The sequence below is a fragment of the Streptomyces sp. NPDC058534 genome (genome assembly GCF_042717365.1).
Taxonomy (GTDB): Bacteria; Actinomycetota; Actinomycetes; order Streptomycetales; family Streptomycetaceae; genus Streptomyces.
In genome coordinates this window covers 84,775-109,158 of record NZ_JBHXNW010000019.1, presented here as the reverse complement: position 1 = coordinate 109,158, position 24,384 = coordinate 84,775, and the positions used below count along the sequence as shown (strand labels likewise).

Sequence of the window (24,384 nt, the reverse complement as noted above, 5' to 3'; positions counted from 1 at the left end):
GACTGCGGTAGATGCCGGAGCCCGTGCGGATGAGGGGGCGTGCCGGCCGCCATACGGTCGCGCCAGCTCTGCATCAGACAGAGTTGGTTCGATCAGGTGCCGCACTCATCGTACAGGGATCAAGAGGGGCACAAACTGTGAAAGGGAGCACCCCTCAAGTGCCGCGCGAGGTCACCCGCGCGGTCACCCGCGACGGCCGCCGTCGTCCCCCGTGCCCAGCCAGCCGGCCAGCTTGCCGCCGTGGCCGACCGCGCGCAGCCGTGCCTCGGCCGTGTCGCGGACGGGGTCCGTGGCGACCACGAGGAGTTCGTCCCCGCGCCGCAGTCCCGTCGTGGGCAGCGGCACGAACGACGTCTCGTCGCGCACGACCAGCGTCACCGCGGAGCCGGGCGGCAGCCGCAGCTCGCTGACCTCGACGCCGTGCATCCTCGAGCCCTCGGGGATCGTCACGGACAGCAGGTGCCCGCGCAGCCGCTCCAGGGGCGCCGACTCGATGCCGAGGTCGGCGGCCTCCTCGCCCTTGCCCAGGCGCAGCTTGCGGGCCAGCCACGGCAGCGTCGGACCCTGGACCAGGGTGTAGACGACGACCAGGACGAAGACCATGTTGAAGATCCGGCGGCTGCCGTCGACGCCCTCCACCATGGGGATCGTCGCCAGGATGATGGGCACGGCGCCGCGCAGCCCCGCCCACGACATCAGGGCCTTCTCCCGCCACGGCACCCTGAAGGGCAGCAGGCACAGCACGACGCTCAGCGGGCGCGCCACGAAGGTCAGCACCAGCCCGATGAGCAGGGCGGGCAGGATGTCGTCGCCCAGCTCGTGCGGGGTGACCAGCAGGCCGAGCAGCACGAACATGCCGATCTGGGCGAGCCAGCCGAGCCCGTCGGCGAACCCCCGGGTGGCGGGCCAGTGCGGCAGCCGGGCGTTGCCCATCACCATCGAGGCGAGGTAGACGGCCAGGAAGCCGCTGCCGTGCGCCATGGCGCCGGCCGCGTAGGCGGCGACGGCGATGGAGAGGACGGCGATGGGGTAGAGGCCCGAGGCGGGCAGCGCCACGTGCCGCAGTCCCCACGACCCCAGCCAGCCCACCGCGAGTCCGATGGCGGCGCCGATGGCGAGCTCCAGGGCGATCTCGCCGAGCAGCACGTACCAGTGCTCGATCGGGCCGGCCATGGAGAAGGCGACCACCAGGATGACCACCGGGGCGTCGTTGAAGCCCGACTCGGCCTCCAGGGTGCCCGTTATGCGCGAGGGCAACGGGATCCTGCGCAGCACGGAGAAGACGGCGGCCGCGTCCGTGGAGGACACCACCGCGCCGACGATCAGTGCCTGCCGCCACTCCAGCCCGGTCAGGTAGTGCGCGCCCGCCGCGGTCACACCGACGCTCACCGCGACACCGACCAGGGCCAGTGCGGAGGCCGCCGGCAGGACCGGTTTGATCTCCTTCCACTTCGTGCCCAGACCACCCTCGGCCAGGATCACGACCAGGGCCGCGTACCCGATGACCTGGGTCAGTTCGGCGTTGTCGAACTGGATGTCGCCGATGCCGTCCTGGCCCATGGCGACGCCGATGGCCAGGTAGACGAGCAGGCTGGGGAGCCCGCTGCGCGAGGAGATCCGGACCGCCGCCACGGCGATGAGCAGGACGAGCGAGCAGACGAGCAGGAGCTGGTTGAGGTGGTGGACAGTCAGCGGCCGTTCCCTTCCCTGGCGCACAGCACGGAATCACAGCGCGGGCGAGTACGCCCGCTCGGCACGCGAGGCGCACCCCCTATGGCACACGAAGCCGCCATGCTCTGCGGACAACTACTTCGTTACCTTACCTAACTCTTGACGCTTTCTTGACGCTCGGCTTGGCAAGATCGAACGTCCGTGCGTCCCGGTACCCGACTCCGCGTCAAGGGGGAGCCGGGCCTGCGCCTACAGTTGCTCCAGCGCTCAGTACAAAGCACAGCCCGCCCCTGCCGCTCGTGTTAGGACAGCAAGGACAGCGATGCCCCCCAACACCACCGCCTCCACGGGTCGACAGCCCGGCACGTCCGGCAGGAAGAAGGGGCGCAAAGGGCGCCTGCTCGTCCTCGTGCTGGTTCTGGCCATCATCGGCGGCCTCGCCTACGGGGCGTACTGGTCCATCAGCACCGTCCGCGCGTCCTTCCCGCAGACCAAGGGCTCGATCACGCTGGACGGCCTGTCGGGTCCGGTCGACGTCAAGCGCGACGGTTACGGCATCCCGCAGATCTACGCCTCCACCGACGAGGACCTGTTCATGGCGCAGGGCTACGTCCAGGCGCAGGACCGGTTCTACGAGATGGACGTGCGCCGGCACATGACCGGCGGTCGCCTGTCGGAGATGTTCGGCAAGAGCCAGGTCGACAACGACGAGTTCCTGCGCACCCTGGGCTGGCACCGGGTGGCGAAGAAGGAGTACGACGAGAAGCTGTCGGACTCCACGAAGAAGTACCTCCAGGCGTACGCCAAGGGAGTCAACGCCTACCTGAAGGGCAAGGACGGCAAGGACATCTCCCTGGAGTACGCCGCCCTCGGCTTCACCAACGACTACAAGCCGCAGGAGTGGACCCCGGTCGACTCGGTGGCCTGGCTCAAGGCGATGGCCTGGGACCTGCGCGGCAACATGGAGGACGAGGTCGACCGCGCCCTGATGACCAGCCGCCTCGGCCCCAAGCAGATCGCCGACCTGTACCCGGCGTACCCGTACGACCGGAACAAGGCGATCGTCCAGGAGGGCCAGTACGACGAACCGACCCGGACGTTCGACGGCGGCGGCGCGTCGGACGGCGGCGACGGCTCCTCGTCCGGCTCCGGAACGGACACGGGTACGGGCACGGGCACGGGCACGGGCACCGGAACGGGGACAGACACGGGCACCGGGACCGGTACCGGTACCGGCAACGCCCTCGAAAGCCAGCTGTCCGGCCTCCAGGACGTCCTGGACGACCTCCCCACCGCCGTCGGCGTGAACGGCAACGGCATCGGCTCCAACTCCTGGGTGGTGTCCGGCAAGCACACCATCACCGGCCGGCCGCTGCTGGCCAACGACCCGCACCTGTCCCCGTCCCTGCCGTCCGTCTGGTACCAGATGGGCCTGCACTGCCGGACCGTCTCCGCGAAGTGCCAGTACGACGTGTCCGGCTACACCTTCGCGGGCATGCCCGGCGTCGTCATCGGCCACAACCAGCAGATCGCCTGGGGCCTGACCAACTCCGGCGTCGACGTCACCGACCTCTACCTGGAGAAGATCACCGGCGAGGGCTACCAGTACGACGGCAAGGTGGTGCCCTTCCAGACGCGGCGGGAGACCGTCAAGGTCGCCGGCGGTGAGTCCAAGACGATCGTCGTGCGCGAGACCAACAACGGTCCGCTCCTCTCCGACCGCGACAGCGAACTGGTGCAGACCGGTAAGAAGGCCACCGTCGACACCGCCGCCCCCGACCGCGGCGACGGCTACGGCGTCGCGCTGCGCTGGACCGCGCTCGACGCGGGCACCACCATGGACGCCGTCTTCGCGATCGACCGGGCGAAGAACTGGGACGACTTCCGCGAGGCCGCCACCCTCTTCGACGTGCCCTCGCAGAACCTGGTCTACGCCGACAGCGAGCACATCGGCTACACCCTGCCGGGCAAGATCCCGGTGCGCGCCAAGGGCCACGACGGCTCGGTCCCGGCGGCGGGCTGGACCTCCAAGTACCGCTGGACCGGCGAGTACATCGACCAGGACGAGCTGCCCTACGAGTACGACCCGGAGCGCGGCTACATAGTGACCGCCAACCAGGCCGTCGTCGACGAGGACGACTATCCGTACACACTGACCACGGACTGGGGCTACGGCACCCGCAGCCAGCGCATCACCTCCCTGATCGAGCAGAAGATCAAGGACGGCGGCAAGATCTCCACCGACGACATGCGCCAGATGCAGCTGGACAACAGCAGCGAGATGGCCAAGCTGCTCGTGCCCCAGCTGCTGAAGATCGACGTCGGCGACAAGGACGTCCGCGAGGCACAGAAGCTGCTGGAGGGCTGGGACTACACCCAGGACGCCGACTCGGCGGCCGCCGCCTACTTCAACGCCGTCTGGCGCAACATCCTCAAGCTGGCCTTCGGCAACAAGCTGCCCAAGGAGCTGCGGGTCAAGGGCCAGTGCCTGTGGGTCGACCCGGTCAACACCACCGGGCCCGCGGACGAGGTCGACAAGGTCCGCGAGTGCGGCCGGCGCGACGCCGACCAGGCCCAGCCGGACGGCGGCGACCGCTGGTTCGAGGTGGTCCGCACCCAGATGGAGAACCCCAAGAGCGACTGGTGGACGACACCGGACTCCGGCGCCCGCGACGGCGCCGAGAACAACCGGGACGACCTGTTCAAGCGGGCCATGATCGACGCCCGCTGGGAGCTGACCGCCAAGCTCGGCAAGGACATCGACACCTGGAACTGGGGCCGGCTGCACCGCCTGTTCCTGAAGAACCAGACCCTGGGCACCGAAGGCCCCGGCTTCGTGAAGTACGCCCTCAACCGCGGCCCCTGGAAGCTCAGCGGCGGCGAGGCCGCGGTCAACGCCTCCGGCTGGAACGCGGCCGGCGGCTACGGGGTGGTGTGGGTGCCGTCCATGCGGATGGTGGTCAACCTCGGCGACCTCGACAAGTCCCGGTGGATCAACCTCACCGGAGCCTCCGGACACGCCTACAGCGCCCACTACACCGACCAGACGGACAAGTGGGCCGACGGCGAACTGCTGCCGTGGGCCTTCTCCAAGAAGGCGGTCGACGAGAGCACGAGCGACACCCTGGTGCTCAAGCCGTAACGGCACCGCCCGCGCGGGACTCGGCCCGCGCGGGCGTCAGCGGAACCTGCGCACCCCCGACGGCGTCACCACCGCGTCCACCGGCCGGTCGTGCGGCTCGGCGGGGACGTGTGCGACGACCTCCCGGTCGTACAGCAGCACCAGCAGCGCGGGACGCGCGTCCGACCGCTCCAGGCGGGCGAGCACCCGGTCGTACGATCCGCCGCCGCGCCCCAGCCTGAGGCCCCGCCCGTCCACCGCCACCCCCGGCAGCAGCACCACGTCGGCCTCCGTCACCGCGTCCGGCCCCAGACGGGCACCGGCGGGCTCGAACAGCTCCATCCGCCCACCGTGCCGCACGCGCGCGAGGGAGTCCGTCCCGGTGTACTCGCCCCAGTCCAGGTCGTTGTCCGGCAGCAGGGCGGGCAGCAGGACGCGTACGCCCCGCGCGCGCAGCGCGTCGAGCAGCGCGAGGGTGCCCGGCTCGGCGCCCACGGAGACGTACGCCGCCACGGCGCGCGCCCCCGCGACCTCGGGCATCCCGAGCGCCCGCGCGGCCAGCGCGCCGCCCGCTTCCCGCACGTCATCCGCCGTCAACCTGTTCCTCACCGCCAGGTTCTCCCGCCGCAAGGTCCGTTTGTCAGGTTCGTCCGTGGGGCCGGTGTGTGGCATTGGTCGCTCCCGTACCGCTCTAATGGGCTCATATGAGCGCCAATGATCCTGAGTCACAGATTCTCCCTATAGGCACCGGATATGGTGGCGCGCATGACTCAGTCCCACCCCAGGATCAGCAAGGCTGTCATCCCCGCAGCCGGGCTCGGTACCCGGTTCCTGCCGGCCACCAAAGCCACTCCCAAGGAGATGCTGCCGGTCGTCGACAAGCCGGCGATCCAGTACGTGGTCGAAGAGGCCGTGGCCGCGGGCCTCGGCGACGTCCTCATGGTCACGGGCCGCAACAAGCGCCCCCTGGAGGACCACTTCGACCGCAACTACGAACTGGAGTCCGCCCTCCAGAAGAAGGGCGACGCGGGCCGGCTGGCCAAGGTCCAGGAGTCCAGCGACCTCGCGATGATGCACTACGTCCGCCAGGGCGACCCGAAGGGCCTCGGCCACGCCGTCCTGTGCGCCGCCCCGCACGTCGGCCACGAGCCCTTCGCGGTCCTGCTCGGCGACGACCTGATCGACCCGCGCGACCCGCTCCTGCAGCGCATGATCGACGTCCAGGAGCAGTACGGCGGCAGCGTGATCGCCCTCATGGAGGTCGCGCCGGAACAGATCCACCTCTACGGCTGCGCCTCCGTCGCTCCGACCGGCGACGGCGACGTCGTCAAGATCACCGGGCTGGTCGAGAAGCCCGACGCGGCCGACGCCCCCTCCAACTACGCCATCATCGGCCGCTACGTCCTCGACCCGCGCATCTTCGACATACTCCGCAAGACCGAGCCCGGCCGCGGCGGCGAGATCCAGATCACCGACGCCCTCCAGCAACTGGCGGCGGACGAGAAGGCCGGCGGCCCCGTGCACGGCGTCGTCTTCAAGGGCCGCCGCTACGACACCGGTGACCGGGGCGACTATCTGCGTGCCATTGTCAGACTCGCGTGCGAACGTGAAGACCTGGGCCCGGACTTCCGGACCTGGCTTCGCAGTTACGTAGCCGAGGAGATGTAGCGACGTTGAGCAGCGCGCCCCGTGACACCGGACACGACCACGCGATGGCGGACGCCGGTCCGGACCGGCTCTGGTCGGTGCAGGACCACCTGGACGACGTCCTCGCCACCGTCCGCCCCCTGGAACCCATCGAGCTGAACCTGCTCGACGCCCAGGGTTGCGTCCTGGTCGACGACGTCACGGTGCCGCTGTCCCTGCCGCCGTTCGACAACAGCTCCATGGACGGGTACGCGGTGCGGGTCACCGACGTCGCGGGCGCCAGCGAGGAGTTCCCAGCCGTCCTGGAGGTCGTCGGGGACATCGCCGCCGGCCAGGCCGACCCGCTCTCCGTCGGCCCCGGCCAGGCGGCCCGCATCATGACCGGCGCCCCGCTGCCGCCCGGCGCCGAGGCCGTCGTCCCCGTGGAGTGGACCGACGGCGGGCTCGGCGAGGGCCCGGTGTCCGGCATGCGGGCCCGCAGCCTGGCCCCCGAGGGCGCCGAGGGACAGGTGCACGTCTACCGGCCGGCCGAGACACGCGCCCACGTACGCGCCCAGGGCAGCGACGTCCGCTCCGGCGACCGCGCCCTGGAGGCGGGCACCGTCCTGGGCCCGCCGCAGATCGGCCTGCTCGCCGCGATCGGCCGGGGCAAGGTCCGGGTACGCCCGCGCCCGCGCGTGGTGGTGCTCTCCACCGGCAGCGAACTCGTCCAGCCCGACGAGCAGCTGGCCTCCGGTCAGATCTACGACTCCAACAGCTTCGCCCTCACCGCGGCCGCCCGGGACGCCGGCGCCATCGCCTACCGCGTGGGCGCCGTCGCCGACGACGCCGAGACCCTGCGGGCCACCATCGAGGACCAGCTCGTGCGGGCCGACCTGATGGTCACCACCGGCGGCGTGAGCGTCGGCGCCTACGACGTGGTCAAGGAGGCGCTGGCGCACGTCGCCGACGAGGACGAGCCGGGCAGCGGCGTGGACTTCCGCAAGCTCGCCATGCAGCCCGGCAAGCCCCAGGGCTTCGGCTCCATCGGCCCCGACCACACCCCGCTGCTCGCCCTGCCGGGCAACCCGGTGTCGTCGTACGTCTCCTTCGAGCTGTTCGTCCGCCCCGCGATCCGCACCCTCATGGGCCTGCCCGACGTCCATCGCCCGACGACCACCGCGACCCTGGCCGCGGACAAGGCACTGACCTCGCCCAAGGGCCGCCGGCAGTTCCTGCGCGGCACCTGCGCCGACGGCTCGGTCACCCCGGTCGGCGGCTCCGGCTCCCATCTGATCGCCGCCCTCGCACACGCCGACGCGCTGATCGTCGTCCCCGAGGACACCGAGTCCGTCGAGCCCGGCGCCGACGTCGAGGTGGTCCTGCTCGGCTGACCACGCCCGATTGCCGGTAGCGTGTCGCGCACAGCAGGCCCACGCGCCGCACCGCGCCGGGCCAGGACCGGGAGCGCCACACGAGCATGAGTACGCAGGACCGAACCCCGAACGGCGGACGGGACCCGCAGGACCGGCTGACGCACATCGACGAGGCGGGCGCCGCCCGGATGGTCGACGTGTCCGGCAAGGACGTCACCGCACGCACCGCGCGCGCCAGCGGGCGCGTCCTCGTCGCCCCCCGCGTGGTGGAGCTGCTGCGCGGCGAGGGGGTCCCCAAGGGCGACGCCCTGGCCACCGCGCGGATCGCGGGCATCATGGGCGCCAAACGCACCCCGGACCTGATCCCGTTGTGCCACCCGTTGTCGGTCTCCGGTGTGAAACTGGACCTGTCGGTCGCGGAGGACGCCGTGGAGATCACCGCCACGGTGCGGACGACGGATCGCACGGGCGTCGAGATGGAGGCGCTCACCGCGGTCTCCGTCGCCGCGCTCACCGTGATCGACATGGTCAAGGCGGTCGACAAGGGAGCGGTCATCACGGACGTGCGGGTGGAGGAGAAGACCGGCGGCAAGTCGGGCGACTGGAGCCGGCCATGACACTGGACGCGTCAGTCGGAGGCGCCCTGCTCGCCCCGTACAGCGCCCTGGTGGTCACCGCCTCCAACCGGGCCGCCGCCGGGGTCTACGAGGACAAGGGCGGCCCCCTGGTCGCCGACGGCCTGCGCCGCTTCGGCTTCGCCGTCGACGGCCCGCGGGTCGTCCCGGACGGCGACCCCGTCGAGGCCGCCCTGCGCGCGGGCGCCGAGGCGGGCTACGACGTGATCGTCACCACCGGCGGCACCGGCATCTCGCCCACCGACCGCACCCCCGAGGCGACCCGCGCGGTGATCGGCCACGAGGTGCCGGGCATCGCGGAGGCGATCCGGGCGTACGGCCGGGACAAGGTGCCCACGGCGGCGCTCTCCCGAGGTCTGGCCGGAGTGGCGGGCGGCACGTTGATCGTCAACCTGCCGGGCTCCTCCGGCGGGGTGAAGGACGGCCTCGCCGTGCTGGAGCCGCTGCTGATCCACGCCGTCGACCAGCTCCGCGGCGGCGACCACCCCAGACCCGCCAGCGGTGGGGGTGCGAGCTGAACAGCCCATCCTGGCCCGCGGAGCTGAGGGACGGCGACATCGTCCTGAGGCCGATAAGGCTGCGCGACCAGCGGGCCTGGCGCGAGGTCAACCGGCGCAACCGCGACTGGCTGCGCCCCTGGGAGGCCACCATCCCGCCGCCCGGACCGGGCGGCCCGCTCGCGCACCGGCCGACCTACCGCCAGATGGTGCGGCACCTGAGGTCGGAGGCGAACGCGGGGCGGATGCTGCCGTTCGTCATCGAGTACCAGGGGCGGCTGGCCGGGCAGTTGACGGTGGCCGGCATCACCTGGGGCTCGATGTGCTCCGGCCATGTCGGCTACTGGGTGGACGAGTCGGTGGCCGGGCGCGGGGTGATGCCGACGGCCGTGGCGATGGCCGTGGACCACTGTTTCCGCACCGTCGGACTGCACCGGGTCGAGGTCTGTATTCGCCCCGAGAACGCGCCCAGCCGCCGGGTGGTGGAGAAACTCGGATTCCGCGAGGAGGGCCGCAGGCCGCGTTATCTCCACATCGACGGCGCATGGCGCGACCATCTCGTCTTCGCGCTCACCGCGGAAGAGGTGCCGGAGGGTCTGCTGAGGCGCTGGCACCGGTCACGGGACCGGAGTGCGCCGAACACCGGGAATTGAATAAACGTTCGAAATTAATCGGGTGGCGACCGTCCGAAGCGGGGAATTTCGCGTCCCTGGCGGTCTGCTGATCGCATTGGTCACAAGAAAAGTTCGAAATATCAGCCAGATCGTGCGACACACCGGCCCAATTGGCGGATGGCCTCACGCAAACCCCTCTACCGTGTGAGGCGTGAGCAGCAGCGGCCTCATCTACGCAGTCATCGTCGGGGCCTGGGCCGCCTACTTGGTGCCGATGTGGCTCCGTAGGCAGGACGAGCTGAACGAAGCCCGTCCGACGGAACGCTTCAGCACCGCCATCCGGCTGCTGTCCGGACGGGCGGGCATGGAGCGCCGGTACGCCAAGGACCTGCAGTCGCGCCCCGCCGACGAGGCGGAGCCCGACGCCGACGCCCCGGACGCCGCCACCGACTCGGTGGACGTCCGGGACTTCGCCGTGTCCCGGACCCGACGGCACACCCGGCCCGCCCCACCGCAGCACACCGCGCAGCGGCCCGAGAAGGCCCGCCCGGAGACGGGCGTACCCGCGCAGGGCCCCAGATCCGGCACGTCCCCGGAACCCGGCCGGACCACCGGATCCGGCGCGGCACCGGCGCGCGGGCGGGTCCCGCAGGCCCGCCGCGCACCCGCCTCCTCGGAGGCCGCGGCCCGCGCCCGGCGCACCAAGGTCCTCGCACGCCGCCGCCGCACCACCGTGATGCTGTTCCTGGCCTTCACGCTCGGCTCGGTCGTCGCGGCGGTCGGCGGACTCGCCTTCCTGTGGGCGCCCGGCGTGCCCGCACTGCTGCTCAGCGCCTACATCGTCTACCTGCGCGCGCAGGAACGCCGCCGGTTCGCCTTCCAGATGGACCGTCGCCAGGCCGAGGTCGCCGCGCAGCGGCTGCGCGACCGCGGTCCCCGGCCCCCGCGCCGGCGTACGCCGTCCGACCCCGTCGGTTCCGTCGGCACCGTCGGCGACCCCGACGCCGAGGAGCCGGACGAAGGGCCCGAGACGGAGGCCGACGCCGGACTCTCCGCGCTCGCCGCGGACCGGCGGGCACTGGTCGAGCAGACCGACCACGCCGAGTGGGTCGACCAGCAGCGCGAACCCCGCGGGCGCCCGCGGGGCGACAGCTGGGACCCGGTGCCGGTGCCCCTGCCCACCTACGTCACCGCACCGGTCGCCCCGCGCGCCACGCCCGACGTGGACCTCGCGGCGCCCGACGCCTGGAGCTCGGCCCGCTCCAGCGCCGTCACCCCCGACCAGGAGGAGGCGGCGTCCGCCCCCGCCCCCGCGCCCGACCGCCCGGCCGATCCCGCCGAGGACCGCACGGAGGCACCGGCCCGCAGCGACGCCCGCCGCGCCGCCTCCGCCCGCCGGGCCCGGGAGCGCGGCCGCACACCGCTCTTCGACCAGTACGAGGACGGCGGCCGTCCCCGCGCCGCCAACGAGTAGACGCGCCGGGCAGACCCGTCCGGGGCCGCCCCGTCGCGGTCCCGGAACGGATTTTTGAGCAGACCCATCGGGGTGCTAAAGTTTCACTCGTTGCAAGGGCCTGTGGCGCAGTCTGGTAGCGCACCTCGTTCGCATCGAGGGGGTCTGGGGTTCAAATCCCCACAGGTCCACGCACGTTGCCGAAGGTCCCGTCCGGTCATCACGATCGGACGGGACCTTCGTCGTTTCCGGTCCTACGAGACCTGGAGAGCCTTCGCGTAGCAGAGGCTCTCCTCGTGGAAGCGGTAGTAGCCGAACTTCGTGGTCGGCTCGTACCCGCTGGACAGGTACAGGGCCACGGCCTCCGGCTGCTTGGTGCCGGTCTCCAGCACCATCCGGGTCCGGCCCGCCGCACGGGCGTCCTCCTCCAGGGCGGCCAGGATGCGGCGGGCCACCCCGCGGCCACGCACCTGTGCCATGACGAACATCCGCTTCAGCTCGGCGTCCCCGTCGAGGTTCCCCTCGTCGTTGGCGTCCTGGCCGCGCCAGCCGCCCGAGGCGACCGGGACCTCGTTCTCGTCGTACGCGACCAGGTAGAGGCCGTTCGGCGGCGCGAAGTCCGACGGGTCCAGACGCGTGGCGTCGCCGCCGTCGCCGTAGCGGATGTCGTACTCGGCCTGGACCTCGTCGTTGAGCTTGACGGCGTCGGGGTGGTCGAAGGGGACCCGGCGAATGTTCATGCTACCTACCGTATATTAATGCGAGATCCAGGATCGGGGCACCGTCCAGTGTGCCGGTATCGTGCCCTGGTGCTCACCGTGACCTCCGTGAATGTGAACGGTCTGCGTGCCGCCGCGAAGAAGGGCTTCGTGGAGTGGCTCGCCGACACCTCCGCCGACGTGCTGTGCCTCCAGGAGGTGCGGGCCGAGCCCCAGCAGCTGCCCGAGCACGTCCGTACGCCCGACGGCTGGCACGTCACGCACGCGCCGGCCGCCGCCAAGGGCCGGGCCGGCGTCTCCCTCTACACCCGCCGCGAGCCCGACGCCGTCCGTGTCGGCTTCGGCTCGGCCGAGTTCGGCGGCAGCGGCCGCTACGTCGAGGCCGACCTGCCCGGTGTGACGGTCGCCTCCCTCTATCTCCCGTCCGGCGAGGTCGGCACCGAGCGCCAGGACGAGAAGGTCCGCTTCATGGGCGAGTTCCTCGCCTACCTCAAGGAACTGCGCGAGCGCGCCGCCGCCGAGGGCCGCGAGGTCGTCGTCTGCGGCGACTGGAACATCGCCCACCGCGAGGCCGACCTGAAGAACTGGCGCGCCAACAGGAAGAACTCCGGCTTCCTGCCGGAGGAGCGGGAGTGGCTGAGCCGCGTCCTCGCCCCGGCGGAGGGCGGCTACGTGGACGTCGTGCGCGCGCTGCACCCGGATGCCGAGGGGCCGTACTCGTGGTGGTCGTACCGGGGGCGGGCCTTCGAGAATGATGCCGGGTGGAGGATCGACCTCGCCGTGGCGACTCCCCGTCTCGCCCAACGCGCGGTCAAGGCGTATGTGGAACGGGCTGCCAATTATCAGGAACGCTGGTCGGATCACGCTCCGGTCACGGCGGTCTTCAATCTCTGAGGAGAAGCATGGCGGGACGAGCCGATTCGGCTTGCCCCGCCACGTTCCGTCGCCACAGCCGATCAGATGGAAGGCGGCCCCGAGATGGTGAAGGTCAGCCGCGAAGTGTCCGGTCCGGTCAGTCGTTCTGGCCCGCCGCCTGGCCGTCCTTGCGCGGATGGCAGCAGGAGCGGTACAGGTTGCGCCGCGTGCCGAGGCGCGGCACACGGCGAGAGTCGTTTGTTGTCGCTGCCCCCACGAACCAGGGCGAAAGTGACGGCCTCTCGAACGGAGACGACTTGCGGGCAGATACCCCGAGGTCGGCGGCTTCTGCGATGAGCGTCAACCCCAGCTGCTCGGCGCACGATTGGATCGCGGCCCGTTGCCTACCGGGCGACGTGGTCACACGGGTGACGTTGCTGAGGCGCACCGCGCCGAGCGCTCGCGCTGATCGGCCAGGAGGTGGAATGGGCAGGGGACTACGCTCGGACATGTCGACGCTCCTTGACAGGGGCGGCCGTACCCCGGGGCTGGTCGCACAGCCGCCGGGGCCTTTCGGTCTCACTGTCGGAGCGGGAACTGACTTTCGCTGCCGGTTTCCTGATAAGTAGCCCGATGGGGTGAAGGGGTCAGGACGGCCCCGTCCGTTTCCGGGTCCGTCGGTCCAGTGCCAGTGACAGTTCCGCCTCCACCACGCTGCGGGCCAGGGGGCGCAGGCGGTGGAGTTCCTGTTCGGGGGCGTGGCGGAGGATCAGGGTGGTGAAGAGCTCGGCGAGGGCGTCGGCGTGTTCGCGGACGCGGGCGCCGGCCTGGAGGACCTCGGCGAGGGGGATGCCCTCGCGGACCAGGGCCGAGGAGACCTCCAGCAGGCTGTGGCTGATGTGGACGAGTTCGTCGCCGTCGGTGCCCAGGTAGCCGAGGTCCATCGCGGCGGCGAGGTTCTCGGGGGTGACCTCGCCCTCGAAGCGGGCGGCGAGTTCCTCGGGGGTGAGGCGGACCGGGGTCTCCTCGGTGGGTTCGCCGAGGCCGAGCAGGTCGCCGACGTCGCGGCCGTGGTCGAAGGCGTCGGCGAGTTCCGCGATGCCGTTCAGGGTGTGGCCGCGTTCCAGGAGCGCCGCGATGGTGCGCAGGCGGGCCAGGTGGTGGTCGTCGTACCAGGCTATGCGGCCTTCGCGGCGGGGTGGCGGGATCAGTTTGCGTTCGCGGTAGAAGCGCAGGGTGCGCACCGTGATGCCGGCCAGCCGGGCCAGTTCCTCCATGCGGTATTCACGCTTCTCGGTCACGTCACCGACCTTAAGTCGTGCCGCCGGTACCCGCGGCGGTAGCCGCTGATGTAAACGTCCTTCGCCCGACCCCTACCCATGAGTACAGGGCTGTTCTACCCTCCCATTGCGCCAGTGTTCACTGGCATGGTTTCAGACGGTCCAGGCTAAGCGTGGAGGCTCCGGGATGGCCGAGCACGAGCACGAGCAGGTTCAGGAACACGTACGGGTGGCGGTGATCGGGTCCGGTTTCGGGGGCCTCGGGGCCGCCGTGCGGCTGCGGCGCGAAGGGATCACGGACTTCGTCGTACTGGAGCGGTCCGGCAGCGTCGGCGGCACCTGGCGGGACAACAGCTACCCCGGCTGCGCCTGCGACGTGCCGTCCCACCTCTACTCCTTCTCCTTCGCGCCCAACCCCGAGTGGCCGCGCACGTTCTCCGGGCAGGAGCACATCCGCGCCTACCTGGAGCACGTCACCGACACCTTCGGGCTCCGTCCCCACCTCCGCTTCGACTCGGAGGTGAAGCGGATGGCGTGGGACACCGAGCAGCTGCGGTGGGAGATCGAGACCGTGCGCGGGAACCTCACCGCCGACGTCGTCGTGTCCGCGACCGGGCCGCTGTCCGACCCCAAGGTCCCGGACATCCCGGGTCTCGACTCCTTCCCGGGCAAGGTCTTCCACTCCGCCCGCTGGGAGCACGACCACGACCTCACCGGCAAGCGCGTCGCCATGATCGGCACCGGCGCCTCCGCCATCCAGATCGTGCCGTCCATCCAGCCGAAGGCCGGCCGCCTGACGCTCTTCCAGCGCACCCCGGCCTGGGTGATGCCCCGCATGGACCGCGCGATCAGCGGCGCGGAACGCGCCCTGCACCGGGCGCTGCCCGTCACCACCCAGCTGCGCCGTGGGTTGCTGTGGGGCATCCGGGAACTCCAGGTCCAGGCGTTCACCAAGCACCCCAACGAACTGGGCTTCGTCGAGCGGATCGCCAAGCGCAACATGGGCGCCGCGATCAAGGACCCGGCGCTGCGCGCCAAGCTCACCCCCGACTACCGCATCGGCTGCAAGCGGATCCTGCTGTCGAGCACCTACTACCCCGCGCTCGCCCAGCCCAATGTCGACGTGGTCGCCAGTGGGCTCAGCGAGGTGCGCGGGTCCACCCTCGTCGGCGCCGACGGCACCGAGGCCGAGGCCGACGCGATCATCTTCGGCACCGGCTTCCACGTCACCGACATGCCCATCGCCGAGCGGGTCGTGGGCGCGGACGGGCGGACCCTCGCCGAGACCTGGAAGGGCGGCATGGAGGCGCTGCGCGGTGCCTCGGCGGCCGGCTTCCCCAACTTCATGACGGTCATCGGGCCCAACACCGGCCTCGGGAACTCGTCCATGATCCTGATGATCGAGTCCCAGCTGAACTACATGGCCGACTACCTGCGCCAGATCGACGTCCTCGGCGGCCGCACCGCCCTCGACGCCCGCCCGGCCGCCGTGCGGAACTGGAACCACCGGGTGCAGGAGCGGATGAAGCGCACGGTGTGGAACACCGGCGGCTGCACCAGCTGGTACCTGGACGCGAGCGGCCGCAACACCACCGTCTGGCCCGGTACGACCGCCGAGTTCCGGCGCGCGACGCGGCGCGTGGACCTCGCGGAGTACGAGGTGCTGCGCGCGCCCGCCGCCCGGCCGGCCCCAGACGCCGAGCCGGTGTCCGAGGTGAGCGCGTGAGTCGCCTGCTGCGTGGGGCCACGGGGCCGTACGCCCCGCCCGTTCCCGCCCGCGAGCTGACCGTCACCGCCGCCGACGGCGCCCGGATCCACGTCGAGGTGCACGGCCCCGAGGGGGCGCCCGCGGTCGTCCTGGCGCACGGCTGGTGCTGCTCGACCGCCTTCTGGGCGGCGCAGATCCGCGAACTGGCCGCCGACCACCGGGTCGTCGCCTACGACCAGCGCGGCCACGGCCGCAGTCCGGAGAACCCGGCGTACGGCACCGAGCCGCTCGCCGACGACCTGGAAGCCGTACTGGAGGCGACGCTCGCGCCGGGTGAACGGGTCGTGCTCGCAGGGCACTCGATGGGCGGGATGACGGTGATGGCCGCGGCGACCCGGTCCGCGGTGCGCGAGCACGTGGCGGCCGTTCTGCTGTGCAGCACGGGCAGTTCGCGGCTGGTGGCGTCCGCCACCGTGGTGCCGCTCGGGGAGGGCCGGGTGCGCACCTGGCTGACCCGGCGGATCCTCGGCTCCCGTGCGCCGCTCGGGCCGGTCACGCCCCTCGCCCGGCGGATCCTCAGGTACGGGACGATGGGCCCCGGTTCGGGCCCGGACATGATCGAGGCCTGTGCCCGGATCGTGCACGCCTGCCCGCGCCGGGTCCGCCACGGCTGGTCGCGCGTGCTCGACCTGCTCGATCTCGACCACGGCATACGGGAGTTGCGGATGCCGGTGGAGGTCGTCGTCGGCACCGCCGACCGGCTGACCCCGCCCGTGCAGGCCCGGTCGCTGGCCGCCGCGCTGCCCAACTGCGTGGGCCTGACGGAGCTCGAGGGGCTCGGCCACATGACGCCGGTGGAGGCGCCGGAGCTGGTCACCGGGAAGATACGGGCGCTCGCCGCCACCCACATAACGAGCGCACGCAGCGAGCGTGCCGTACACGCCGAGGAGAGCGCATGAGCAGGGTGAGCCTGGAAGGGCGGGTCGCCGTCGTCACCGGGGCCGCGCGGGGCGTCGGGGAACTGCTGGCCCGCAAGCTGTCCGCGCGCGGCGTGAAGGTGGCGCTGGTGGGGCTGGAGCCCGACGCGCTGAAGCAGGTCTCCGCCCGGCTGCACAGCGAGAGCGAGCACTGGCACGCCGACGTCACCGACCACGAGGCGATGGCCCGCGTCGCGGCCGAGGTCAAGGAGCGCTTCGGCCGGATCGACATCGTCGTCGCCAACGCGGGCGTGGCCAGCGGCGGGCCCTTCGTCGACTCCGACCCGGAGTCCTGGCGGCGGGTGATCGAGGTCAACCTGGTCGGGTCGGCGGTGACGGGCCGCGCCTTCCTGCCGGCGCTGCTGGAGAGCCGTGGCTACCTGCTCCAGATAGCCTCGCTGGCCGCGATCACGCCCGCCCCGATGATGTCCGCGTACTGCGCGTCCAAGTCCGGTGTGGAGGCGTACGCGCACAGCCTGCGCGGCGAGGTCGGGCACCGCGGTGTGAAGGTCGGCGTCGGCTATCTCTCGTGGACCGACACGGACATGGTGCGCGGCGCCGACCAGGACGACGTCATGCGCGAACTGCGGCAGCGGCTGCCCTGGCCGTCGAACAAGACCTACCCGCTGGGCCCGGCGGTCGACCGGCTCGTGGAGGGCATCGAGCGCCGTTCCGCCCACGTCTACGGGCAGTGGTGGCTGCGCGGCATGCAGGGCGTGCGCGGTTACCTGCCGGCCGTCATCGGCACCGTCGGGCAGCGCGAGATGCGGCGGTTCGGGGACCGGCTGAACGGGGTCCGCATAGGCCTGGTCGGCGCCGGCGGAGCGGCCGACGAACAGGGCCGGGCAGGCGTGACTACGGTACGTAAGTGATCGACATGCGCACGGTCACGGCTCGTGTGAATCTGATCGAGCGCCCGGCCGAACCGGTCGGGCCCGATCACCACAGGAGTGAACCCACATGGGTATGAAGGACCAGTTCCAGGACAAGGCCGAGCGCATGCAGCAGCAGGGCAAGCAGCAGGGCAAGCAGCAGGGCAAGCAGCGGGCCGAGCAGGCGAAGGACCAGTTCCAGAACCGCGACCGCCGTCGCGACGAGGACGAGATGGACCCGTCCTCGCGTCGCCGGGAAGCGGAGGACCGCTTCGAGGAGCGCCGCGACAACGCCTGACCCGTCGCCGCTGAAGTGAAGGGGCGCCCCCCGTTGTTCGGGAGGCGCCCCTTTCTCATGCGCCGGTTCTCGTGGCGCGGTTCCCATGGCGCCGGTTCCCATGGCGCCGGTTCTCAAGCCCGGGGCGGCAGTGGCGGACGGGATCGGTCCGGTACGTCCGTGTAACCGGGCGGCGTCGCGGGCGGGTTGGTCTTCAGCAGCTCCAACGCCAGCCGCACCGCCTCGTCCAGCACCGGGTAGCGGCCCTCGGCCCAGTCCAGGGGGGTGCGCAGCGCCTCGACGTCGGGGGCGACGCCGTAGTTCTCCACGGACCAGCCGTACGCGTCGAACCAGGCCGCGTTCATCGGCACCGTGATCACCGTGCCGTCGCCGAGGCGGTGCCGGCCGGTCATGCCGACCACGCCGCCCCAGGTGCGCTGCCCGACCACCGGCCCGAGCCGCAGCAGCTTGAACGCGGCGGTGATCATGTCGCCGTCGGAGGACGTCGCCTCGTCGGCGACCGCGACGACCGGGCCGCGCGGCGCGTTGGAGGCGTACGACACCGGCTGGGCGTCGCGGGTGAGGTCCCAGCCCAGGATGGTGCGGGTGAGCTTCTCGACGACGAGTTCGCTGATGTGCCCGCCGGCGTTGCCGCGCACGTCCACGATCAGCGCGGGCCGCGACACCTCCATGCGCAGGTCGCGGTTGAACTGGGCCCAGCCGGAGCCGCCCATGTCGGGGATGTGCAGGTAGCCGCACCGCCCGCCGCTCAACTCGCGTACGACCTCGCGGCGTTTGGCCACCCAGTCCTGGTAGCGCAGGGGGCGTTCGTCGACCAGCGGGACGACGGCGACCCTGCGGGAAGGGCCCGGGGCGCCCTCCGCCGGGGCGAACGTCAGCTCCACCGTCGTACCGCCCGCCCCCGCCAGCAGCGGGTACGGTCCCGCGGCCGGGTCCACCGGGCGGCCGTCCACGTGGGTCAGCGCGGCGCCCTCGCGGATGCCCGTGCCGGCCAGCGGGGAGCGGGCCTTGGAGTCGGAGGAGTCGCCGGGCAGGATGCGCCGGACCACCCAGTGGCCGTCCCGGCAGGCGAAGTTGGCGCCGAGCAGGCCCTGCCAGCGCTGGTAGTGCGCCGGGCCCTCGTTGCGCCGGGCGGCGGCGACGTAGGCGTGGGAGGTGCCGAGTTCGCCGAGCACCTCGCGCAGCAGGTCGGCGAACTCGTCCGGGGAGGCGACCCGTTCGACCAGCGGGCGGTACTGGTCGAGGACCGCGTCCCAGTCGATCCCGCACATGCCGGGGTCCCAGAAGTAGGCGCGGATCAGACGGCCCGCCTCGTCGTAGGCCTGGCGCCACTCTGCGGGCGGGTCGACCACGTGCAGGATGCGGCGGAGGTCGATCCAGGTGGTCGAGTCGCTGTCGCCGGCCTCGGTGGCGGGCACCGCGCGCAGGTCGCCCTCGTCGAGCACGACCAGGCGGGTGCCGTCGCCGCTGACCCGGAACCAGTCGAGGTGGTCGACCAGTTCGGACTTCTTCGCCTTGGCGAGGCCGAAGTGCTCCAGGGTGGGCCGCTCGCTGGGGTCGGCCGGGTTGGCGAAGGTCTCGCCGAGCGCGCCCGAGATCGGCCAGCGCAGCCAGACCAGGCCGCCCCCGGCGACCGGTTGCAGCGCCGAGTACTTGGAGGCGGCGACCGGGAAGGGGGTCACCCGGCTCTCCAGGCCCTCGACCTCGACGGTGACCGCGCCGCCCTCGCCGAATTCGTCCTCCAGGGGGTCGAGACCGCCGGCGGCGGGGCGGCCCTCGGGGTTGAGGGCGAAGGGGGAGGGGGTCGCGGAGGACAGGGGGACCAGGTAGGGGCGGCAGCCCAGCGGGAAGGACAGGTCGCCGGTGTGCACGTCGTACACCGGGTCGAAGCCGCGCCAGGAGAGGAAGGCGAGGTAGCGGCCGTCCCGGGTGAAGACGGGGTTCTCGTCCTCGAAGCGTCCGTCGGTCACGTCGACGACGAGCGGGTCGTGCCCGTTCTGCCCGTTGATCCGGGCCATCTTGATCTGCCGCAGGGAGCGCCCGATGCCCGGGTGGGACCAGGTGAGCCAGGTCCCGTCGGGGGAGAAGGCGAGGTCACGCACGGGCCCGTTGACGGACCGGATCAGCTCGGTGACGGTGCCGGGGCCTCCGGCGGGCTGGTCCGTGCTGCCCGGTTCGGTACCGGTGTCTTCGGCGGTACCCGTGTCCTCCGCGACGTCGATCAGCAGCAGTCGGCCGTCGTGCGAGGCGACGGCGAGGCGGTCGCCCGCGGGGTCCGAGACCAGCTCCAGGACCCGGCCCAGACCTCCGGTGGCCGCCCGCCGGGCCGCGCGGCCGCCGGTCGCCCGGGGCAGGTGGGCGATCTCGACGGCGTCCTCGCCCGCCGCGTCCGTCACGTACGCGATCCGGCCGCTCTCGCCGAGCATCTCCGGCAGCCGCACCCGTACGCCCGGGGTGTCGGCGAGGGTGCGGGCCGGGCCGTCGCGGTGGGTGAGCCAGTACAGGCTGCCCCGTACGACGACGGCGCTCGCCCGGCCCGTCTCGTCGACGGAGATGCCGCCGACGTGCTGGGCGGCGGGCACCTGGTACGTACGCCGTCCCGCGCGCGGCCCGCTCAGGCGCACGTCGAGCCGGCGCGGCACCGAGCCATACGCGAGGTCGTCCACGATCCACAGGTCGCCCGCGCACTGGTACACCACCCGGGTGCCGTCGCTCGCGGCGTTGCGGGCGTAGAACGCGTCGTGGTCGGTGTGGCGGCGCAGGCCGGTGCCGTCGTGGGCGCAGGAGTAGAGGTTGCCGACGCCCTCGTGGTCGGAGAGGAAGGCGATCCGGTCGCCGACGAACATGGGGGCGGCCAGATGCCCGCCGAGGTCGGGCAGGAGCCGCTCCCCGTGCAGCCAGAGCCGGCCCGTGGCACCGCCCCGGTAGCGCTTCCATGCGGCGGGTTCGTGCGGCGGGGTGCCGGTGAGCAGGAGGGTCCGGCGTTCCCCGTCGAGGTCGGCGGCCTGGATGTCGGTGACCGGGCCCCAGGGCAGTTTGCGGCCGGGGTCGCCGTCGGGACCGACCTTGTAGGCCCAGGTGAGGTGGGAGAAGGGCTCGCCGTGCGAGGCGACGGCGAGGACGGCGGTGGTGCCGTCGGGATCGGGCGGCGACCAGTCGCAGACCCGGGTGTCGAAGCCGCCCCAGTGGGTGAGCTGCCGCCCGGGGCCGCCGTCCACCGGCACCAGGTGGACCTCCGGCACCAGGCTGCGCCAGCTGGTGTACGCGATGTGCCGGCCGTCGGGCGAGAAGCGCGGGTGGCCGGCCTTGGTGCGGTCGACGGTCAGCCGCCAGGCGCGGCCCGGACCGTCGAGGGACGCGAGCCAGAGGTCGTCCTCTGCCACGAAGCAGAGCTGGTCGCCGCTGAGGTGCGGAAGGCGCAGATAACTCACCCACCCCATGCTTTTCCGGGCTCCGGGTACCGGCAACTTATGGGGAGCCGACAACCGTGACCCAGGACACGAACGAAACCGTTTCGTTTCGCTAGCGGCTGGGGTACATTCGTCGTGTACGAAACGGTGTCGTTCTGACAGAGTGGACTGGAGAGGAGTGAGCGAGATGACCGGGGCAACCACCGCGCGTCGCAGCCGGATCACTCCCGAGCGCGAGGCCGAGCTGTACGAGGCCGTGCTCGACCTGCTCCGGGAAGTCGGGTACGACACCCTGACCATGGACGCCGTGGCCTCCCGTACCCGGTCCAGCAAGGCGACGCTCTACCGCCAGTGGGGCGGCAAGGCCGAGCTGGTCGTCAAGGCCATCCGGCACAACAAGCCGGGTGAGATCGGCGACGTCGACACCGGCTCGCTCCGCGGCGACCTGCACGCCGTGATGGCCCACGAGGACGACTGCACCATGGAACAGAACTCCGCGCTGATGCGCGGCGTCGCCATGGCGCTCCACCAGAACCCGGACCTGCGGCAGGCGTTCCGGGACCAGCTCGTCGAACCCGAGATGGCCGAGTTCCGGCGGGTGCTGCAACGGGCCGTCGACCGCGGCGAGATCAGACCGGACTGTCCGGCTCTGGACTTCCTCGTCCACATGATGGTCGGCGGGTTCGCCACCCGCACGCTGCTGGACGACCAGCCGCCGACCCGGGCCTTCCTCGCCTCCTACATCGACGCCGTGATCCTCCCCGCACTCGGCGTCTCCACCACCGACACGTCCCTGTAGCCGATCTCCGGCTGAACCCCTGCTGAACCCCCTGCTGAACCCCTGCTGAACCCCTGCTGAGCCCCATCTGACGTCACCGCTCACGTCGCCGGGCCGTTCCCCCCTGCCCTGAAGTTCCCACGACCTGACCGGGAGTACGCCCCCGTGGCCACGTTCCTCTACAAGCTCGGCCGGCTCGCCTTCCGCCGACGGCATTTCGTCGCCCTGATATGGGTGGCCCTGCTGACGCTCGCCGGCGTCGGCGCGGCCGGCGCCCCGCCCGCCGGCACCACGTCCTTCTCCATCCCCGGAACCGAGGCCCAGAGCGCCTTCGACCTGCTGGAACAGCGCTTCCCGGGCCAGAGCGCCGACGGGGCGACCGCACGCGTCGTCTTCAAGGCACCGTCCGGCGAGAAGATGACGGACGCCGGGAACAGGGCGACCGTCGAGAAGACCGTCGACGAACTGGCGGACGGCTCCGAGGTCGCCTCGGTCGCCGACCCGTACACCGGCAACGCCGTCAGCGAGGACGGCACGATCGCCTACGCGTCGGTGCGGTACGACGTCTCCGGCATGGAGCTGGAGGAGTCCACCAAGCACGCCCTGGAGGACGCCGCCGAGCAGGCGCGGGAGTCCGGGCTGACCGTCGAGGTCGGCGGTGACGCGCTCCAGGCGGTGCCGGAGACCGGCGCCACCGAGATCATCGGCATCGCGGTCGCCGCGGTCGTCCTGGTCATCACCTTCGGTTCGCTGGTCGCGGCCGGACTGCCCCTGCTCACCGCCCTGATCGGCGTGGGCATCGGCGTCTCCTCGATCACCGCCCTCGCCAGCGCGCTGGAGCTGGGCTCGACCACCTCCATCCTGGCGATGATGATCGGCCTCGCGGTCGGCATCGACTACGCCCTGTTCATCGTCTCCCGCTACCGCGCCGAGCTCGCCGAGGGGCGTGAGCGCGAGGACGCGGCGGGCCGGGCGGTCGGCACCGCGGGCTCCGCGGTCGTCTTCGCCGGTCTCACCGTCGTCATCGCCCTGGTGGGCCTCGCGGTCGTCAACATCCCGATGCTCACCAAGATGGGCGTCGCGGCGGCCGGCACCGTCGCCATCGCGGTCCTGATCGCCCTGACGATGATCCCCGCACTGCTCGGCTACGCCGGACGCCGCGTCAAGCCGGCCGGCGCGAAGGGCAGGCTCCTGGGCCGTCGCAGCAAGGCCGCCGACAAGAACGAGGCCGCCAAGAGCGGGGAGCCGCAGCCGAAGGCCAACCTGGGCACCCGCTGGGCGAGCTTCGTCGTCCGCCGCCCCCTGGCCGTCCTCCTCCTCGGCGTGATCGGCCTCGGCGCCGCCGCGATCCCCGCCGCCTCCCTGGAACTGGGCCTGCCCGACGACGGCTCCCAGCCGACGTCCACGACCCAGCGCCGCGCCTACGACCTGCTCTCCGAGGGCTTCGGACCGGGCTTCAACGGTCCCCTGCTGGTCGTGGTCGACGCCAAGGGCAGCGACGCCCCGAAGGACGCCTTCACCCAGGTCTCCGACGAGATCAAGGGCCTCGACGGTGTCGTGGCGGTGGCCCCGCCCGCCCCCAACAAGGGCGGCGACACGGCGACGATCAGCGTGATCCCGGACTCCAAGCCGTCCTCCGTGCAGACCGAGGACCTGGTGCACGCCATCCGCGACGCGGGCGGCGACATCGAGGCGGACACCGGCGCGCAGACCCTGGTCACCGGCTCGACGGCGATGAACATCGACGTCAGCGAGAAGCTGAACGACGCGCTGCTGCCGTACCTGGTCCTGGTCGTCGGCCTGGCCTTCCTCCTGCTGATCGTGGTGTTCCGCTCGATCCTGGTCCCGCTGAAGGCGGCGCTCGGCTTCCTGCTCTCCGTCATGGCGGCGCTCGGCGCGGTCGTCGCGGTCTTCCAGTGGGGCTGGCTGTCCGGCCTGATGGGGGTCGAGGAGACCGGCCCGGTCATGTCGATGATGCCGATCTTCATGGTCGGCGTGGTCTTCGGCCTGGCCATGGACTACGAGGTCTTCCTGGTCACCCGCATGCGGGAGGCGTACGTCCACGGGGAGAAGCCCAACCAGGCGGTCGTCACCGGCTTCAAGCACGGAGCCAGGGTCGTCACGGCCGCGGCGGTCATCATGATGGCGGTCTTCGCGGGCTTCATCGGCTCCAGCGAGTCGATGGTCAAGATGATCGGCTTCGGCCTGGCGATCGCCGTCTTCTTCGACGCCTTCGTCGTCCGCATGGCCCTCGTCCCGGCGGTGCTCGCGCTGCTCGGCAAGAAGGCCTGGTGGCTGCCGAAGTGGCTGGACCGCGCCCTGCCCAACGTGGACGTCGAGGGCGAGGGCCTGCGCACGGCCGACGAGCGGGGCGCCGGCCCCGACGAGGACCGGGAACTGGTGCGCACCTGACCCGCCCCCTCTGACAGGAGGACAGCAGACCAGCCGGTGAGGGCTTCCGTGGGGACGGGGCTGCCCTCACCGGCTTCCTCCG

19 protein-coding genes and 1 tRNA gene are annotated in these 24,384 nt (G+C 71.8%); 15 read left to right on the top strand and 5 right to left on the bottom strand.

The genetic code is table 11. The annotated features are described in order from the left end of the window. Positions 1 to 183: 183 nt before the first annotated feature. Complete coding sequence (locus ACFWR9_RS14715) at positions 184 to 1,716, bottom strand: potassium/proton antiporter (protein ID WP_383840950.1); 1,533 nt, start codon at positions 1,714 to 1,716, stop codon at positions 184 to 186. A 277-nt stretch (positions 1,717 to 1,993) separates the two neighbouring features. On the opposite strand from ACFWR9_RS14715, the gene ACFWR9_RS14710 reads away from it, so the two are divergent. Further along, positions 1,994 to 4,813, top strand: a complete 2,820-nt coding sequence (locus ACFWR9_RS14710; RefSeq protein WP_383840947.1) for a penicillin acylase family protein — start codon at positions 1,994 to 1,996, stop codon at positions 4,811 to 4,813. Positions 4,814 to 4,849: 36 nt separating this feature from the next. Here the strand turns inward: ACFWR9_RS14710 and ACFWR9_RS14705 are convergent, their stop codons facing one another. Beyond that, positions 4,850 to 5,464 (bottom strand): 5-formyltetrahydrofolate cyclo-ligase, encoded by a 615-nt coding sequence (locus ACFWR9_RS14705; protein WP_383840944.1) that lies wholly within the window; start codon positions 5,462 to 5,464, stop codon positions 4,850 to 4,852. A gap of 93 nt (positions 5,465 to 5,557) precedes the next feature. Here ACFWR9_RS14705 and galU point away from each other — a divergent pair, with 93 nt between their 5' ends. The 7 genes from galU (at position 5,558) to ACFWR9_RS14670 (ending at position 11,184) form a co-directional block, all read left to right on the top strand. Continuing rightward, complete coding sequence (gene galU / locus ACFWR9_RS14700) at positions 5,558 to 6,460, top strand: UTP--glucose-1-phosphate uridylyltransferase GalU (RefSeq protein ID WP_383840941.1); 903 nt, start codon at positions 5,558 to 5,560, stop codon at positions 6,458 to 6,460. 44 nt (positions 6,461 to 6,504) lie between these two features. Further along, on the top strand, positions 6,505 to 7,812 hold the full coding sequence (gene glp, locus ACFWR9_RS14695) for a gephyrin-like molybdotransferase Glp (protein ID WP_383840980.1): 1,308 nt from the start codon (positions 6,505 to 6,507) through the stop codon (positions 7,810 to 7,812). 86 nt (positions 7,813 to 7,898) lie between these two features. After that, positions 7,899 to 8,411 (top strand): cyclic pyranopterin monophosphate synthase MoaC, encoded by a 513-nt coding sequence (gene moaC, locus ACFWR9_RS14690; protein ID WP_383840938.1) that lies wholly within the window; start codon positions 7,899 to 7,901, stop codon positions 8,409 to 8,411. After that, positions 8,408 to 8,947 carry a molybdenum cofactor biosynthesis protein B gene (locus ACFWR9_RS14685; RefSeq protein ID WP_383840935.1) on the top strand — a complete coding sequence of 180 codons (540 nt, stop codon included), beginning with the start codon at positions 8,408 to 8,410 and terminating at the stop codon, positions 8,945 to 8,947. The genes moaC and ACFWR9_RS14685 overlap by 4 nt, the downstream gene beginning before the upstream one ends. After that, positions 8,944 to 9,579 (top strand): GNAT family N-acetyltransferase, encoded by a 636-nt coding sequence (locus ACFWR9_RS14680; RefSeq protein WP_185832196.1) that lies wholly within the window; start codon positions 8,944 to 8,946, stop codon positions 9,577 to 9,579. The genes ACFWR9_RS14685 and ACFWR9_RS14680 overlap by 4 nt, the downstream gene beginning before the upstream one ends. A gap of 172 nt (positions 9,580 to 9,751) precedes the next feature. Next, complete coding sequence (gene glpR / locus ACFWR9_RS14675) at positions 9,752 to 11,014, top strand: gephyrin-like molybdotransferase receptor GlpR (protein WP_383840932.1); 1,263 nt, start codon at positions 9,752 to 9,754, stop codon at positions 11,012 to 11,014. 96 nt (positions 11,015 to 11,110) lie between these two features. Further along, positions 11,111 to 11,184, top strand: a tRNA-Ala gene (locus ACFWR9_RS14670). A gap of 63 nt (positions 11,185 to 11,247) precedes the next feature. Here the strand turns inward: ACFWR9_RS14670 and ACFWR9_RS14665 are convergent. Continuing rightward, the gene (locus ACFWR9_RS14665) at positions 11,248 to 11,733 is read right to left on the bottom strand and encodes a GNAT family N-acetyltransferase (protein WP_383840929.1); all 486 of its coding nucleotides are present in this window, start codon (positions 11,731 to 11,733) and stop codon (positions 11,248 to 11,250) included. Positions 11,734 to 11,802: 69 nt separating this feature from the next. Here ACFWR9_RS14665 and ACFWR9_RS14660 point away from each other — a divergent pair, with 69 nt between their 5' ends. Then, positions 11,803 to 12,606, top strand: coding sequence for an exodeoxyribonuclease III (locus ACFWR9_RS14660; protein ID WP_383840926.1), 804 nt, complete (start codon positions 11,803 to 11,805; stop codon positions 12,604 to 12,606). A 608-nt stretch (positions 12,607 to 13,214) separates the two neighbouring features. Here ACFWR9_RS14660 and ACFWR9_RS14655 read toward each other — a convergent pair. Next, positions 13,215 to 13,868 (bottom strand): MerR family transcriptional regulator, encoded by a 654-nt coding sequence (locus ACFWR9_RS14655; RefSeq protein WP_383840922.1) that lies wholly within the window; start codon positions 13,866 to 13,868, stop codon positions 13,215 to 13,217. Positions 13,869 to 14,034: 166 nt separating this feature from the next. Here ACFWR9_RS14655 and ACFWR9_RS14650 point away from each other — a divergent pair, with 166 nt between their 5' ends. The 4 genes from ACFWR9_RS14650 to ACFWR9_RS14635 all read left to right on the top strand — a co-directional run bounded on the left by ACFWR9_RS14650 (position 14,035) and on the right by ACFWR9_RS14635 (position 17,702). Beyond that, positions 14,035 to 15,573, top strand: coding sequence for a flavin-containing monooxygenase (locus ACFWR9_RS14650; RefSeq protein ID WP_383840919.1), 1,539 nt, complete (start codon positions 14,035 to 14,037; stop codon positions 15,571 to 15,573). Next, positions 15,570 to 16,514: an alpha/beta fold hydrolase gene (locus tag ACFWR9_RS14645; protein ID WP_383840916.1), complete on the top strand. Its 945-nt coding sequence runs from the start codon at positions 15,570 to 15,572 to the stop codon at positions 16,512 to 16,514. The genes ACFWR9_RS14650 and ACFWR9_RS14645 overlap by 4 nt, the downstream gene beginning before the upstream one ends. Continuing rightward, on the top strand, positions 16,511 to 17,404 hold the full coding sequence (locus ACFWR9_RS14640) for an SDR family oxidoreductase (RefSeq protein WP_383840913.1): 894 nt from the start codon (positions 16,511 to 16,513) through the stop codon (positions 17,402 to 17,404). The genes ACFWR9_RS14645 and ACFWR9_RS14640 overlap by 4 nt, the downstream gene beginning before the upstream one ends. 88 nt (positions 17,405 to 17,492) lie before the next feature. Beyond that, on the top strand, positions 17,493 to 17,702 hold the full coding sequence (locus tag ACFWR9_RS14635; protein WP_383840910.1) for a hypothetical protein: 210 nt from the start codon (positions 17,493 to 17,495) through the stop codon (positions 17,700 to 17,702). 113 nt (positions 17,703 to 17,815) lie between these two features. Here the strand turns inward: ACFWR9_RS14635 and ACFWR9_RS14630 are convergent, their stop codons facing one another. Beyond that, on the bottom strand, positions 17,816 to 21,142 hold the full coding sequence (locus ACFWR9_RS14630; protein WP_383840907.1) for a S41 family peptidase: 3,327 nt from the start codon (positions 21,140 to 21,142) through the stop codon (positions 17,816 to 17,818). Between the two features lie 157 nt (positions 21,143 to 21,299). On the opposite strand from ACFWR9_RS14630, the gene ACFWR9_RS14625 reads away from it, so the two are divergent. After that, positions 21,300 to 21,911: a TetR/AcrR family transcriptional regulator gene (locus tag ACFWR9_RS14625; RefSeq protein ID WP_383840904.1), complete on the top strand. Its 612-nt coding sequence runs from the start codon at positions 21,300 to 21,302 to the stop codon at positions 21,909 to 21,911. 144 nt (positions 21,912 to 22,055) lie between these two features. Further along, entirely contained in the window at positions 22,056 to 24,302 is a 2,247-nt protein-coding gene (locus ACFWR9_RS14620; protein ID WP_383840901.1) for an MMPL family transporter, read from the top strand. Positions 24,303 to 24,384: the final 82 nt, after the last annotated feature.